This is a genomic window from Gardnerella sp. KA00771 (assembly GCF_049244045.1).
Classification (GTDB): domain Bacteria; phylum Actinomycetota; class Actinomycetes; order Actinomycetales; family Bifidobacteriaceae; genus Bifidobacterium; species Bifidobacterium swidsinskii.
The window spans coordinates 90,672-105,990 of sequence record NZ_CP058368.1 but is presented as its reverse complement, the minus strand read 5'-3'; the positions used below and the strand labels follow the sequence as shown (position 1 = coordinate 105,990).

The window sequence follows — 15,319 nt, the reverse complement described above, 5'->3', positions numbered from 1 at the left end:
TATATTTTCTTCTTCCTCTATTGATTTCTTATTAATCTTTCACACGTAACGGTTCATACTCATGAGTAGAAAAGACACAGCCTTTACCCCTAGTCAACGTGCTTATCTCAACAGTCTTCCAGCTATCAAACACGCGACAGCCACACGAATCTACTACACAAGCCAATTCCACAAAGACGCTGTCCAGCAATACGATAACGGTGTCAGACCGTCTGTTATTTTTGCACAGGCTGGAATGCCGTCCACCCTCATCGGGCGCAAAAGGATTGAACGCTGCATCAACAGGCGGGAAAACACCGACTACACACAGTCCGGCATGCCAGAACAAGTACACAAGCAAGTCAGCATATTCCTCGACCAGATGGCGAGCAGAGTTGAGGGTTTTGATTGAAGCCAAGCGTTACACCTTATCCACCAATTCCACAGAAAGAATCCTGACATACGAATAGCCGGACTCTGCCAAACAGTAGGGATATCAGAAAACACGTACTACGAGCTGAGACTGGTAAATAGTTAAGGTCTAATAATGTACTACTAATTTTTATATAAAATTATTCCACAATAAGAGACACACTTGGAAAGAATGCGAATCCTGTATTAGGATTATTTGCATCTTCATAGATGAAGATGCAAATAAGATACAGCATTGTTCTTATGAAAGGAGACAAAGATGAACAAGAATAGCAAGCGCGGCGGAATCAACCCACGACCTCGACCATATCCTCATATGATTTAGGCATAATTTATCCGCACATATTCACACCAAAGGTTAATAATGAACATGACTTCGTACGAAGAAATGTTTGATGAGTATGTGAAATCAAGTGCAGCATATTGCGCTTCTCTATTTGAAGCAACAGAATATTTTTTCAAAGCAAATGCTGCACTTGAAGCCACTATCGTCAGTACAAACACAGCGAAAACATCCACCATCCATTCAATACAAGAATATTTCGAGACATGTAAAATATCGCTTATTAAAACAATTGATTTGCTACGGACATTCCAAGAAATACATACGACTATCCCTGGAGAGCAAGTAGAAGTCGATTTCGCACAACAATACTTCTATATAAAGAAAACATTATCTTGCGTCGAGCAGATTATTCAACTCTTTAGCACAGTGCGTGATGACAAGAACCTACAGCAACAGATTTGGGATAACGACGACTTTACAACATACTTCACTACTAGTGCCGATAGCATCTCTCAAGCAATAATTTGGCAATGTAATTTCGCGAAACGAGCAAACCTTGACGAATCTATTTAAACCTTACCGCGGATATCTGCGTTTAGCAGCTAGTGATTTTCTTTCTAACTATGCAACTACACTAGCCTCAACTACTATTCAATTATGGCTATTGAACTCACTTTTTATCGGTTTTCAGCAGTCAAGCCATTATTTATCGCTTTACCTCACCCTCACTGCAATAAGTGAATTAGTAGCAGGCCTTTTCTCAGGAGCACTAGCTGAGCATGTAGGAATTTTCAGGACAACAGTTGCTGCATGCTTAGCAAGAATGATTGCGGGATTATGTATTATCGCAATTGTATCGGTATCCTTCTCAACCCCATCTGCTAACAAGTTGCTCCTATTTTGGTGTGTTTGTATACTTGTAATGGTTACGACAGCATGTGATACTTTCTATTTTCCTGCTATTACTTCCTTTGTTAATCGTGTAACAAAAAATGATGATCTTATTAATGTTCTTTCACTTCTTCGCTTTACAAGCCTCATGGGTACATTAGTAGGACCAGCAGTTGCAGGTTTTGCGAGTAGTAAATATTTATACATTCCAATTCTATTTACAGAAACTATCGCATTAGCAGGAATAATAATTTTTATTTATTTTATTTACAAGCATGCAGTTAGAACCGGAATTTATACTTCAGACGTCGCAGATGAAAATCCAGAATATTCTCAAGGCTTTTTGGCAACTTGGGCTAGGGGAATGGCAACATTTGTAAAAAACCAAACGTACAGGACTTTAGCTCCATTTGCAATACTCGAAGCTATCGCATCTACTGGCATAAGCTTTGCTGGAGTCCTCTTATTCTCAATGGTTCTACATAGTGCAGAAGGATATGGCTGGTATTTAAGCGCAATGTCACTTGGGTATGCCCTCAGCTATCTCATCGCGCCAAAAGTGTCCAGCAAAATGTCCTTCTCTATGCTACTCACTCTTTCACATATACTAGTGACTCTTTCTATAATAGGACTGGCATTAGCGCCTAACGCTATAGCAGCAGCCGTGTTTGGTTTCCTTTTTGCTTTCTTCCAAGGAGTAGTAAATCCACCATTCCAAACAGTATTTATTCATGCAGTAGATGATAATCTCGTTGGACAGGTAATGTCTGTATTCATCTCAGTTGTTGCCGCTATAGGAGCAGTAAGCTATCCGCTATGGGATTACGCTTATTCCCACATGACCATTCCATCTCTACATGCAGAGTCAGGAATAATTGTCATAGCTGCTCTTATCCACTTTATACTGGTGCTTATCTGCATATTCGATAAGCGATTGCGTTCAATTAAAGCAGAATAAGATGCAATAAATATTGTAAATACGAGCACAACTACAAGCTGCGCTGTGAAAGTTCACTACAGAAGTTTCACAGCGCAGCTTATTTTTAAATTAGAACGCTTTCAATTCAGACATCTAAGTTAACCGAGTGAACCATACTTTATCTGTCATAGAGTGTTCATTTGTGCCGTGAGCAAATAGCACCAACATCTATATCTAGGATATTTATAACTGATGTCCCGTCTGTAAATTCTTTTGACTAACATCATGAGAATTAAAAGAAATATCAGCACCATACCCGGATCCACTAAAAAGTCTGGGCGGCTATTGTCTCCACGAGTTTCACTCGTGGAGACTGTACTGTTGTGGCGCAGCAAGAATGCTGCCACCGGTCGCCGCCCCCACTTTCTCGTGTTGGTAGCCCAGAGGCTAGCACACCCAGTCCAAAGACCACACGCCAGCCTTGTCACGCCACCCAACAAGCTCACCCCTGCCAGCCCATTCCACAACATGTTCCACGGGCTGACCGGAGTCGAGCCTGGAGCGTCGCACAAGGACTGGGAGTGTTCTTGTGGGTTTACGGGTGTGCCTGCCCTGGAACTACCAACACACAAGGAAAGGATAAAAAAAATGGTTACCATCAACAGCGACCACACGGTCACACTCCTAATAGGAGAGGTAGAAGCTCTCGTAGCATTCCACAACTACCTAGCAGGCTTTACCACGAAAGGATTGGACGAGAACACACTACGCTACGGTATCCAAGCATTAAGCAGTCTCCTCATCGTGCGTGACATGTTCCTTATTGATAGTTTCCATGGCTGCACCATGCAAGACTTCCTCGATAACGTTGAGCACCCATTCGCTGAGAAAACTGTCCACTATGTGCGTTCAAGCCTCGACCTGGTTTTTAGAGATGACAATTTCACCCTCGACACACGGCGCATCCATCGTGCAATAGCACTGCTGACCACCATGCTGGAACTTAAAGGATTAAGTCAGAGGGAAACTGTCACAGTCTATGGCACACTGTCATACTTGTATTGGCTGAAAAATGACACGACAAACGCTCGTATCACAGCCCAGAAAGCACTCACGATAGACGAGAAGTACTGGCTTGCACGCATCACTACTACAGCGCTCCTTCACCACATCACACCCCACTGGTGCCAGAAGTAAGCAGAGGGTTTGCTGGCAGAAAAAGAAGCGCAACTTTTTCTGCCAGCCCCTGGTGGCTTATCGCAGCCACCCTCCCGCGCGGGGCGCGTCTTACCCCTAGGGCATGCCCTGAACAAAATTCCATAAATTTTAGGGCATTACCCCCAGGAGCAAGCCGCGCTATTACCACGCGAGAAGGGTGGCTACTATGCTTCCATAAGTTCACACAAAGATGTGTGAACCAGCCGCCACCAGCAGAACAAAGAATCTGCCACCACTATCATGGCGGCAGACCCATTATCATCGCATGGAACACCTGCGGTGTACTCTCATTTTTTGCTTTTTATGACGTGTTCTTGACACTTCCCACTCTAAAAAACGGGTCACTTCCGCCAACTTCCCCGCGTCCTCCACTCGCGTTACGGACACGCGCGAAGCTAGGGCCCGCAAGGGGTTGGCTCCAGCGCATTCCGTTTTTGTCCCTTCCAGTGTTCAACAACACGAACGAAAAATAATCACACCAGGGTTTTTATATAAAACCAAACCATAAGAAAAATCATATACAAGTAGAAAGGAAAACAAGAATGAAAATTAACAGCAAGCCAGTCACCGGCACAAGCTTCGCATACGACGGATGCCACAAAATCTACATCTGCGAAAACACACAAGATGAGCAAGACGCGCAAAAAAACCGGATACACCATCCACCCCATAAGCGAGCTTGAAAACACATACGAAAACTCGTGCGACCTACGCTTCATCCACAACTGGACACTCGATAAAGACTATGTCTCCCAACTAGAGCCCGCCTTATTCCAAGAATAGCCCATGCTTCACCAGAAAGCGCCGTATTTAATGCAATGCAGAAGTCTGCAACATTATTGTTAGCAAGCTCTACGCTATCAATCGTTGTGACAAGTTTTTCGCGCAACTGTTGCGTAGTAGTATGTGCCCAATTCATTTGAGCATCAGGATTAAGAGAGCGAATCTCTTCCCGTTTTTCCTCGTCAAACTGGAGAGCTGCGGAAGGAGCATTAAACGTTACAAGATCGTTGACGTTATCATCTGGGTTGGTTAAAATATTAAGTACTTTCATCAAAAGACTCCGCATTGTTTCTTGATGAAAAGGCTTATTCGATAGCTCAGAGGTATTGCTCTGAGCTATCTTAATTTTTAGGAAAGGAAAGATATTAAAATTTGTGGCTTTGTAAGAGATTAGTTAGGAAACCCAGAGGTCCATGGTTCAAATCCATGCCCCGCTACTGAAGCCAAGAATCACACGAATTTCTCACGATTGTTGTGGTTCTTGGCTTTTTTATTTAATAACGCATAAGTCAGTCAATCTGCAATCGCCAAAATACAAGTCATCTTCATAAGAATCAATAAAGAAGTATTGCAAGGCGACGGCGAGCGCGCGCTAATCGAGCATCATCTGCAGGAAGTATGGCAAAATACTCAAGCATACGAGAACGAATAGCATCCGCATCACTCTTATGACCAGATGCAAGGAAGTCAAGCAGTCGCCCAAAAGCGTCATCAATATGACCGTCAATCATATCTACATCTGCTACTGCAAGCTGCGAATCTAAATCATCCTTATTATCGCCAGCAGCCTTTCTAACCGCAGCAACATCAGTATTAGTATTACGCGAAAGCAACAAAGCTTTTGCATGTTCACGCGATGCGAGCACATCATGAGGATCCGCTTCCATTACTTTTGCATACTCACGTGCAGCACCTTCATAATCACCCTTCATAGCAAGCGAATGAGCTTGCTCATGAGCAGGTGGAACACTCTCAACAGAATTATTCTCGGAACTATCTTGATCTGCATCTTTAGACGTTTCAGACTTTTTCTCAACCGAGGATTCCACAAAAGGAGCAGTTCCAGCAACACCAGAGCGTTCAGCAACCTGAACCAATTGCGGCAAAATAGTGCCACAAATCTGCTGTAATTCCTCATCGCTAGGTAAACCTTGCGCAATAGGCATAGGGCGTCCGCCAATTAAACCGTAAATTGCAGGAAGCTGCTGCGCTTGCAATGCTTGAGCAATACTTGGGCTTTCATCAGAGTCGATACGAGCTAACTGCATACGACCGTCAAGCGCGTTAACAGCATCCGCTAATTTCTGCGCCACATCATAATAGGCCTCGTCATTAGCTTGCCAAAGCAAAATAACAATTGGGAAACTTACAGACGTTTGCACCATCGCCTGAAAAGACTGCTCATTAACATCGATTACATAGCCGCCAGCTTTTGGAGCAGAAGAACCAGTAGAACCCGACGCAGCTTTAGCAGCTTGCTTAGCTTGAGCTTCTACACGACGCTTTACGCCTTCTAAATCTACAGCCCCAGCAAGCGAAAATCCGCCAGGATTCATGCCTTGCGCTTTGCTACTCACCATTTTTCCTCTTTTCCAAGCACACTACATTGCACTTACAAAATTTATAAAGCTTCTACCTTAATAGGCTGACGCTCAGCACCAACAGGAATAATCTTCATATGAGAACTAGCTGGAGGAACTACTAGAGCAATAACATTTACGTAAGTTACTCGCATAGTACCTTTTGCTTTACCGTCGCCAAATAATGCTTTTTCTTCATCAGAAGCAGGACGAGATTCACGCCCTTCACCAGCTTTACGAGTCCACACAGAATCTATGCGCGCAACAACCAAATCACTTCCATCGCTTGAACGCATAATGCTTATTTGTTTGAGATTTGGTGTAAAGACTTGTTCTTGAGAGCCTTTATTTCGCTCCATTCCAGCTTGCACTGCTTTAGAAAGTTCAACTAACTTTTTACGCAAATAATCGTCAGCAAAATGCTTTGCGTACTTGCTGTTTTCACCATTTTGTAAAACGTCAGCGTACGCAGCTACCGCTTCATCTGGAGTCATCACCAAACCAGTATCGTTAGATTTACCCATTGAAGAACCAATACTTGGCACAGCAAATTTAGGAAGATGCACTCCAGGGAATAAGCGCGCAACAGCCCAAAGTTTATAATTCGAACGCGCTCTCTGTTGACGTAAAACCAGCAAACGTTTTGACTGCTGATCTTTAGTAGTAGTTGTAATAGTCATTAAATCTCTTGGCCAACCAGAATTAGTTGGCACAATAGTTTGCGCGGCTTCACGCGGAATAGTGGCCTTAGGATCTAAGTTTCCAGTTTTGTTTGCAATCGTAAGCTCGCTCGTACGAATATCGAGAGCAGGTCCAGAAACTGCTTGAGATAATGAATCCACATCTTTTTCGTCGTTTGCCTTTTCTAGAGTGCGAAGCAACCCCAAGCGGATATCTTTTTCTTGCAGCATAGTCACATTAGGTAACTCTTGATTACTACGCGCTTCAGCAGGTTTCGGCACCTGCCCATCGCAAGCAGATAATCCGGTTACCATAACCGTTGATACAACACATGCTATTAATGTGACTACGTTGTTGCGCAATACGCCTCTATTTTTACTTTTTACTCGGTGAATATCGACATTACTATTACGCATTTTACTCATTTCCTCGCTCACTTGAAGAATTACCGCGGTAGCCTTTCCCATTTTTTCTGTAGCGACCGTTACCGCCGTCTCCTCTAAACCCATTTCGTTTTATGCGAGATTGCTTATCGTTGCTATTTTTAGACGAATTTTGACGTTTGTTTGATTCTGAGTTGCGATAGTTTTCGTGCTCATTAAGCTTTTTCTTACTAGATTCATGTGAAATCTTGCTATTACTATCTGAAGGCTTGACCGTTTCTAAACGTTTCTTTGCAAACTTTTCAGAATTATTAGCATTATTTCTATCGTTCTGACGATTACGCCTCTTGTTATTCTGCTGTGCATACTTATTTTGCTGCTGACGCTTATTCTTATAATCGTTCAGACTATTGCCATCCGACGCGCTTGCGTAAGATTTTTTCTTATTTCGCGGAGTCTTAATATTCTGAGAATTCCGCTTATATTGCTTATTTTCTGAATTTGCTGATTCTGCTGAATTTCCAGAATATTTCGCATTTCCTATATCTTCCGCATTTGCTAAATCTTCTCCGTTTGCCGCAGCATCCTGATTGTGCAAATCATTAAATTCATCATCAGCATTGTCTAAATCATCTAAATAAGAATTATCGTCATGTTGCTGCATAAAGCGCGTGGCAAACGCAAGCATTTCATCTTGCGCAATAACAGTAGTTTCAGCCAAAGAATCAGTAGATGCAACCGCTGTAGAAGCAGACGCAATTCGAGTTTGCATACCATTTGAGTCGCCGCTTTGCATTGAATCTTTGCGACGACGCGCATGATCTCCATGCCTTGCGTGGCTTCCAGAATCCTTCTTGTGTCGTTTGTGACCAAAAATACCAGACATGGTTCCAGAAATCGCCTCAGCAAAGGTGACTTCGTCACGCTGTGCAGACTTTACTGCCAACACTCCTGAACGGCTAGCTATTAATTGCTTATTACGACGACGATGCGGAGCCATTGCAAAAATAGTTGCAGAAAGTATAGCTAATACTGCAAAAAGCACTCCTACAAAATATAAAGGCGTTGCAAAATCTGGAATTTGATTACGACGCCACCGCAATTCTACGGAAGCTTCCGGCACATTATCCCCCAAATCAATTAGCAAAACACGTCTAGCAGCCTGCGAGCGCAGTGAAGAAGAAGACGCATCATGACTATTTGACTTACTAGCGCGAGTGCCCGATTTAGGCATTGTGCCGCTTGCAACAGCATGATCATACGACGCAGAACCAGAAGATTGAACATAATCTGCAGTATTTATTGCCAATTTCGCTAAACCAAGCTGGCATGTAACTATAGGCCATAAATTAGATTCTTGGAATTTTACGTCAGGATCCTTAATGTCCACAGAGTCACCCGCTTGCACAGAGGTTTTACCAGACACTTCAGAAACTGAAAGATTATTCCAATCACGCAAACCAGTAATTCTTTGTACTGGAGAACCTGCCACCCAGCCTCTTACGTCTTTCGTTAAACCTACAGCAACACAAATAGGCTTACGCGTATGCAAAGCAGCAACACTAATACGAACCCTGTTATCTACAAGATTCAAAACACCAGGATCAGTGACAATATAACGAGTTCCAGATACGTTAGCGTACGCAATAACAACGTTGCTAGGCTTCCAAAATGTTGCGTTAGCAACTCCAAGAACAACGCTTAATACTGCAAGCAAAGCAAAAAATGGAGCTACAACGCCGCGCATGATTTTACTGCGCAAAGTGAGCCGTCGCATTGGTCGTCGCATTGGTCGTCCTTCTGTATCAGAAGCATCTTCTATATTTGTCATAACGATACCATTCTACAGTCTTTTAATATTACTTGCATGTTTTGATGTAAAAATCAGCGTCAAGCGGTAATGTGAGGCTATGAAAAAAATCAAAACATTAGAACAAAAATCCTTTTTGCTTCGCACTTTTGCAACTATTAGTGCAGTGGCAATGTGTGTAGTACTCGCTTCATGCGGAGAAAGTTCCAACAACAAAAACAATTTAACTGATGAGAACGCTCAAAAAGCTGGAATGCAGTTGCTGGAAGGCGTAAGCGCATCTGGAGCACTTGGGAAAAAGCCTAAAATAACACTGAAAACGCCTGTAAAAGTAAAGCAAAATACTTATGCTGTTTTGCAACGAGGCAACGGAGAAACAATTAAAGAAGGCGATCGCGTATGCTCTCAGGGCATTGTGTTCGACTCCAAAACCGGCAAAGAGCTTATGAATACTTGGGAAAAAGGCAAAGCTGATTGCTCGATTTACATTAATAAAAATTCTACAAGCCGCCCATATTACGCTTTGATTAAAGGTAAGAAAATTAATACAACTATTGCTTTTGGCGTAAGTGAAGGATATAAAAATCCTTCATATGTTATGGTTCTTACAATGGTTTCGCGATCAAAGGCTATAACTAGAGCAACGGGCAAGGCTGTTACGAATATTCCCGCAAATTTGCCGAAGGTAACTCTTGATAAATCTGGAGCACCAACCTTAGATAAAAATAACTACGTTCCAGACGGAAAGCTTGTTTCTCAGACTTTGATTGAAGGAACCGGCAAAAAAGTAACTGCAAAAGACACAGTTTCTGCTCATTACACTGGCTGGACTACTGATAAAGACGGCAAATTGCATCAATTTGATTCTTCTTGGCTTCGTGGCATACCTGCAGACTTCCAACTTGCTGGAGGAGTAATCCCTGGTTGGACTAAAGGCTTAACTGGAAAGAAAGTTGGCTCCCAAGTTCTTTTGGTAATCCCACCAGAAGATGGCTACGGTAAAGAAGAAAAGAAGGACGCGCGCGGAAACGTAACTATTCCTGCAAATGCCACGCTGTACTTTGTAGTCGATATTCTCTATGCTTCGTGAGATTTGTAATTTTGCAAACTGTTGCAGAATTAACTAGCGATTCATAAATAATAAACCCCTCCTTCCCGAGGGGTTTTTACATATTTAGAACACATATTTAGAACAGACGAAGATCGTTGGACTCGACTCCACGCATTTCATCGTAATCCAATATTAAGCAAGTAAATCCACGATCCTCAGCCAAAACGCGAGCTTGCGGACTAATAGTTTGCGCAGCAAAAATACCTCTAACCGGCTTAAGTAACGGATCTCTATTCAGCAACTCACAATAACGCGTAAGTTGCTCAACGCCGTCGATACCGCCATGCCGCTTAATCTCAATAGCGACATGTACACCATCCGCGTCCTGAGCCATAATATCCACTGGGCCGATAGCCGTAGGATACTCACGGCGCACCAACGTTGCACCATCGCCGATTCGTTCAATCTGCTCAGCCAAGTAACGTTGCAAATGATCCTCAACACCATCTTTAATTAAGCCAGGATCCTCACCCAAATCGTAAGTATTATCGCTATAAACATGCTCGAGCGAAACCATAAGCAAATCATCGCTTTTAGCGGCAGCAACACGCAAAATACAGCCATCTACAACAACGCCAGCATCGGATTCGCCGCTATCTTCTTTACGTAAAACACGCATACTACAAGGAGCTACCATCCAATTAAGAGGTTTATATGCACCAAGCTCAGAAAAAATAAGTACGCTGCCATCTGCTTTAATAAGCAACACTCGCTTAGCTAAAGGAAGCGTGGCATTTAACCTACCTGTATACTCTGCACTGCAATCTGCAACAATAATTCGCACACAGCAAGCATAACAGAAATCAAGTAAAGAAGTACCTTACTTCCCCAAAGCTTCAGCTAAATCGCGATTCTGCCAATGTTGATGTAAGGCGCAGTATCCGCCGAACAATACGAGCCACACTAGTCCGCCAATTGCAGAAGCTCGCGTATCGTCGCTAATAAACAAAGTCACATACACAAAAGCAAAGAACGCTATAGTAAGAGAATTCAAAAGCTTATAATGCGGCATAACGAAGCCGTCTGGCATAAAATCAGCAGATTCACGGTATTTACGATGCGTAACCATAATCAAAATATAAATCATGATTATCACTGCCGAAGAAGCCGAAGCAAACAAAATAAACGCACCATGAATACCAGGGATCGAATTAATAATTGGTGAAAGAAGAATCAAAGCAGACGAGAACAAAATCGCGCGAGCAGGAACCTTCGTGCGTGAAACCTTACGCAACTTACCCAAAAGAGGCGAAGGTGACTCAAGCGCGATTTGATACATGTGGCGACCAGCAGAATACAGCAAAGAATTAAGCGCAGAAGAAGCAGCTGTAATAACCACAAAGAACACAAGCGCAGAAGCCCAATGCAATCCCGCGTATTGGAACACCATAATGAATGGTGACATAAATACGCCTTCCGCATTCGTAGCCCTAAACTGTTGCCACGGCACAATAAGCATAATCGCTATGAGAGCACCAACATAGAAAACCAGAACGCGTACAATAATCTCGTTAACAGCCTTTGGCAAAACCTGGCGAGGATTCTTAGTTTCCGAAACAGTCACACCAACAAACTCAATAAGCTGGTACGCGTAAAACACCATTTGGAAGCTCATTAAGAAGGAAAGCCAGCCATTTGGCATAAGCGAGAAATTGTTGAAAATATTATCTAATCCAGCGTGACCAGCAGGACTCATTACACCACCATGCAAAGGAGTTGCAGAGTAATGGTAACCAATTAAAGCCATAACTACGGCTGTGACAATAAGAGCAACAATTAGCGTAATTTTAATCATTGAGAACCAAAACTCAGTTTCCCCAAATAGCTTTACAGCTACCAAATTTATGCACACTAACGCCGCTAAAAATACTACTTCTATCAGCCATTTCCAATGACTTACGTCAATATCGAAAGTTTGGAAGAATGTGACACAATACGTACTAACTGCCGTAATTTCGCTCATACCAATAAGTACAAGCACAAACCAATACGACCATCCGGCAAAATTACCCCAACCTCTGCCAAGATAACGTGTAATAAAACTAATAAAAGTATGCTGGTTCGGATCCTTATACATAAGTTCGCCAATGCCACGCATCAGCAGGAACATAATCAAGCCCACAATAATGTAAACGAATACGATACTAGGACCTGTTAAGCTAATAGATTTTCCGGAACCAAGGAATAAGCCTGTGCCAATAGTGCCACCAATAGCAATAAATTGCACGTGACGCTTGGTAAGACTACGCTCCATTTGGTTTGCATTGCTACTTGCATTTTCTTGCGCAGATACGCGAGAAGATTGGTTTGAAGATTGATTATGAGAAGATGTGCTATTGTGCGTCTCTGCAGATTCTGTTTGTTTAGAACCTACATTAATGTCACTATTCACAGTCTCACTCATTATTACAACTCCGTTCCTTAATAGCCACGAATTTCTAATTTTATAGGAACCCTTAACTATTCATTACGCATTCCACAATTCGCGCAACTATTCCACACTTTTAAGTGAGCTTACTGGATCTATGCGATCCAAAGCTGGGTTGGTAGCCCATTGCACAATTAACGCAAAAATTAGTGTTGCAACGCCAGCAATGCAATAGCTTAAAGGAGCTACTTCAACTTCAAAATACAAAGACGGCATACGAAGCGCGCTAGTCAACAATCCTGCAATAAGCCTTCCTAATGGCAATCCAACTGCAATGCCGATAACAGTTAAAGTAAGCATTTCTTTATGCACATAGGAATGAACTTCTCTACGATAAAAACCAAGAACTTTCAGCGTAGCCATTTCGCGAGTACGTTCCGAAATATTAGTACTTGCAAGAGTAAAAAGCACAGCTAAAGCTAAGCCAGCAGCCAAAGTTACGATTAAAGCAACAACAGCATTCATAAGATCAAAACTAAAAGCATGCTTCATACGCGTAATATTCATAACAGCAAGCACACCGTCACGTTCAGAAACCTTGTCGGCATATTTAATTTTATTATTATCGCTACCTCGCAAACGCAAAATTAACGCATTATGTTTCAAAAGCTTACTGTTTTCTCCATTAAATAAGCGTTCGTAGCAATGTTCAGTCATGTAAATATTAGAACCGATAAGATTACGAACAATAGCTTTAACTTTAACCTTCGCACGTTTAAAACTAGTATTCGTCACATTAATTTCGCTACCACGAGTAATGTCCAGAGATGCAGCAGCGCTTTGAGAAAGCAACGGACCTTCATCCGTAAGTTTAACAGTTTGCAAATTATTGTTCACATCCTGCAAATTTACAAGATGAGACAAAGCTTTTGTGTCTTTTACAACAATCAACTGCACGCTTTCCGCATCCTCAACATGACGACTATTCGACTTATTTGATTGATTTTTAGCTATTTCTCCAGAGCCCACATAAGCCGGAAGTATAGTTTCTACTTTATTATTTGACTTGTCTTGCTCAACGCTTTTCTTCATATTTTGGAAAGATCCTGGAGCCGAGATAGAAATCATATCGTATCGATAAATTCCCTCGTATTGGCGAATACCCAAGGTCGCAACAGTATCGTTCAAAGCAAGACCGCAAACAATAAGCGCTGTGCAACCGGCAACTCCACCAATAGTCATGCACAATCTGCCTTTGAATCGCGCCAAATTGCGAACAGTAACCTTATTTAAGAAACTCATTCGCTTCCAAATCCAAGGCAACCTTTCAAGAAGAACGCGAGAACCAGCTTTTGGAGCTTTTGGTCTTAACAAAGCTGCAGGAACTTGCTTTGTTTCTCGCCAACTAACAACGATTGTGCATATTGCAACAGGAATCACAAATGCTAGCACACACAAAGAGCCATATAGCCAGTCATACTTCAACCTAACGTCTGGAACGGCGTATAAACCACGCAAGATTTTTAGTAAAAGTGAAGGGATTGCAAGAAAACCCATAATATCGCCAATTCCGCCGCCAACAAAGCACGCAAATATTGCGAAGAAAGCATGTCTTGTTACTGCAGTAGAACGACCGTATCCCAAACTTAAGTATGTGCCAATAAGCCCTCGCTCTTCTTCAACCATACGAGCCATAGCAGTTAAACTCATCATCATTGCTACAACAAGAAATACTGCCGGGAAAGCGTATCCAAGTGACTGTATTGAAGCAACGTCAGAACGCAAACTAGCATAACTATCGTTAGCTATACGAGTAGATATATGCCATTGAGCTTGAGGAACACGTTTTTGAATCTCTGACTTAATTTGTTTACGAATTTGCTTTTTTGCTTGCTCTTTAACAAAATTTGGAGCGCGCTGAAGTCTAGGATCGTTTGCAATAATGTTTTTTACTTCTGAGTTAACTTGGTTGTCGATAATTTGATTACGTCGAGCTGTTTCTCGCTTAGATTGCACGCGTTCTTGAATCTGTTCAGATGCATCGTCGACAATGCCCCGATAATCTTTAGAAAAAACATTGACATGTTGAGTATCATTCAAACGTACCGATATTGCTGTATACGGCAAGCCGGTCACGTTATCAGGAGCAGCAGAAGTAAATATTGGATATCTAGACGTCACAGAGTTACGAAATGCTTTAGATTGATAGCCATCAGGATTGTTTAAATCGTTGCTATCTAGCACGCTACCAGTTATGCGCAAACGATAAGTTTTAGACTTTGAATTAGAAGAATCAAGATTTCCAACGTCCACATTTTGCTGCATGTTGACTACTATCACATTGCCAATGCTCAAGCCACTATCGTGTAAAAATCGCTGAGTTACAACAGCTTCACTATTATTTTTAGGCATATTGCCCTTAAGCAAATGCAAACGATTAAGATTTTTTTGCGATTCTACATAATGCACGAAATTCATTGCGTATGAAGACTTTGCATCATCTGTCGCGTGTGCTGTTGCTTTCCAAGAACGCTCTGCTTCAACTTCACTCACACTTGGCAACGCGCGTAATGCTGCAACATCGTCTTTAGTTAAACCAAGAGTAGATACGATTTGCAAATCATAAGCATGCAATTTCGCATACATATCGTTAGTAGCGAGAAACATGTCGTTGCAGCCTGCATAAATACCAGTCATAACAGCAACGCCAAGCATTGCAATAACCGCAAGAACACAGAAGCGACGCCATTCGCGAACCCACATTCTAATTGCGCTAATAAATACTATTGGCAGCAATGAGTGCGTGCGCTTACCTTCACTGCCATTATTGGCGTTTTTATTATCAGATTGCTTTGAAACTGCTGTTACTTTCCGCATA

The 15,319-nt window shown here is 42.2% G+C and carries 13 protein-coding genes; 4 read left to right on the top strand and 9 right to left on the bottom strand.

From position 1 onward, the window contains the following. Window positions 1–31 precede the first annotated feature (31 nt). On the bottom strand, window positions 32–397 hold the full coding sequence (locus tag HXT57_RS00465) for a hypothetical protein (protein WP_162861110.1): 366 nt from the start codon (window positions 395–397) through the stop codon (window positions 32–34). Window positions 398–781: 384 nt separating this feature from the next. Here HXT57_RS00465 and HXT57_RS00460 point away from each other — a divergent pair, with 384 nt between their 5' ends. Next, window positions 782–1,270 (top strand): hypothetical protein, encoded by a 489-nt coding sequence (locus tag HXT57_RS00460; RefSeq protein ID WP_226988337.1) that lies wholly within the window; start codon window positions 782–784, stop codon window positions 1,268–1,270. Then, a complete protein-coding gene (locus HXT57_RS00455) occupies window positions 1,254–2,546 on the top strand; it encodes an MFS transporter (RefSeq protein ID WP_076002578.1) in 1,293 nt (430 codons plus the stop codon). The genes HXT57_RS00460 and HXT57_RS00455 overlap by 17 nt, the downstream gene beginning before the upstream one ends. 408 nt (window positions 2,547–2,954) lie before the next feature. Here HXT57_RS00455 and HXT57_RS00450 read toward each other — a convergent pair whose 3' ends face one another. Continuing rightward, window positions 2,955–3,077 (bottom strand): hypothetical protein, encoded by a 123-nt coding sequence (locus tag HXT57_RS00450; RefSeq protein WP_255358933.1) that lies wholly within the window; start codon window positions 3,075–3,077, stop codon window positions 2,955–2,957. 78 nt (window positions 3,078–3,155) lie between these two features. On the opposite strand from HXT57_RS00450, the gene HXT57_RS00445 reads away from it, so the two are divergent. Next, entirely contained in the window at window positions 3,156–3,704 is a 549-nt protein-coding gene (locus tag HXT57_RS00445) for a hypothetical protein (RefSeq protein ID WP_231130963.1), read from the top strand. A 736-nt stretch (window positions 3,705–4,440) separates the two neighbouring features. Here HXT57_RS00445 and HXT57_RS00440 read toward each other — a convergent pair. The 4 genes from HXT57_RS00440 to HXT57_RS00425 all read right to left on the bottom strand — a co-directional run bounded on the left by HXT57_RS00440 (window position 4,441) and on the right by HXT57_RS00425 (window position 8,983). Further along, window positions 4,441–4,779: a hypothetical protein gene (locus HXT57_RS00440; RefSeq protein ID WP_004109968.1), complete on the bottom strand. Its 339-nt coding sequence runs from the start codon at window positions 4,777–4,779 to the stop codon at window positions 4,441–4,443. Between the two features lie 283 nt (window positions 4,780–5,062). Beyond that, complete coding sequence (locus tag HXT57_RS00435; protein WP_102703311.1) at window positions 5,063–6,088, bottom strand: tetratricopeptide repeat protein; 1,026 nt, start codon at window positions 6,086–6,088, stop codon at window positions 5,063–5,065. Between the two features lie 41 nt (window positions 6,089–6,129). Then, window positions 6,130–7,194, bottom strand: coding sequence for a hypothetical protein (locus HXT57_RS00430; protein ID WP_004109972.1), 1,065 nt, complete (start codon window positions 7,192–7,194; stop codon window positions 6,130–6,132). Next, on the bottom strand, window positions 7,187–8,983 hold the full coding sequence (locus tag HXT57_RS00425; protein WP_004109974.1) for a hypothetical protein: 1,797 nt from the start codon (window positions 8,981–8,983) through the stop codon (window positions 7,187–7,189). The genes HXT57_RS00430 and HXT57_RS00425 overlap by 8 nt, the downstream gene beginning before the upstream one ends. A 79-nt stretch (window positions 8,984–9,062) precedes the next feature. Between HXT57_RS00425 and HXT57_RS00420 the strand changes: the two genes are divergently transcribed. Next, on the top strand, window positions 9,063–10,052 hold the full coding sequence (locus HXT57_RS00420; RefSeq protein ID WP_004109977.1) for an FKBP-type peptidyl-prolyl cis-trans isomerase: 990 nt from the start codon (window positions 9,063–9,065) through the stop codon (window positions 10,050–10,052). 97 nt (window positions 10,053–10,149) lie between these two features. On the opposite strand, the gene nucS is transcribed toward HXT57_RS00420, so the two are convergent. The 3 genes from nucS to HXT57_RS00405 all read right to left on the bottom strand — a co-directional run bounded on the left by nucS (window position 10,150) and on the right by HXT57_RS00405 (window position 15,318). Next, on the bottom strand, window positions 10,150–10,857 hold the full coding sequence (gene nucS / locus HXT57_RS00415) for an endonuclease NucS (protein ID WP_064621458.1): 708 nt from the start codon (window positions 10,855–10,857) through the stop codon (window positions 10,150–10,152). Between the two features lie 36 nt (window positions 10,858–10,893). Continuing rightward, complete coding sequence (locus tag HXT57_RS00410; RefSeq protein ID WP_100066729.1) at window positions 10,894–12,327, bottom strand: amino acid permease; 1,434 nt, start codon at window positions 12,325–12,327, stop codon at window positions 10,894–10,896. A 237-nt stretch (window positions 12,328–12,564) separates the two neighbouring features. Further along, on the bottom strand, window positions 12,565–15,318 hold the full coding sequence (locus HXT57_RS00405; protein WP_033888549.1) for an ABC transporter permease: 2,754 nt from the start codon (window positions 15,316–15,318) through the stop codon (window positions 12,565–12,567). Window position 15,319: the final 1 nt, after the last annotated feature.

Bases quoted from the DNA above. Each gene is read 5' to 3' on its own strand.
- HXT57_RS00440 (WP_004109968.1), bottom strand. From the start codon at position 4,779: ATGAAAGTACTTAATATTTTAACCAACCCAGATGATAACGTCAACGAT.
- HXT57_RS00405 (WP_033888549.1), bottom strand. From the start codon at position 15,318: ATGCGGAAAGTAACAGCAGTTTCAAAGCAATCTGATAATAAAAACGCC.
- HXT57_RS00430 (WP_004109972.1), bottom strand. From the start codon at position 7,194: ATGAGTAAAATGCGTAATAGTAATGTCGATATTCACCGAGTAAAAAGT.
- HXT57_RS00425 (WP_004109974.1), bottom strand. From the start codon at position 8,983: ATGACAAATATAGAAGATGCTTCTGATACAGAAGGACGACCAATGCGA.
- HXT57_RS00460 (WP_226988337.1), top strand. From the start codon at position 782: ATGACTTCGTACGAAGAAATGTTTGATGAGTATGTGAAATCAAGTGCA.
- HXT57_RS00420 (WP_004109977.1), top strand. From the start codon at position 9,063: ATGAAAAAAATCAAAACATTAGAACAAAAATCCTTTTTGCTTCGCACT.
- HXT57_RS00410 (WP_100066729.1), bottom strand. From the start codon at position 12,327: ATGGAGCGTAGTCTTACCAAGCGTCACGTGCAATTTATTGCTATTGGT.
- HXT57_RS00435 (WP_102703311.1), bottom strand. From the start codon at position 6,088: ATGGTGAGTAGCAAAGCGCAAGGCATGAATCCTGGCGGATTTTCGCTT.
- HXT57_RS00445 (WP_231130963.1), top strand. From the start codon at position 3,156: ATGGTTACCATCAACAGCGACCACACGGTCACACTCCTAATAGGAGAG.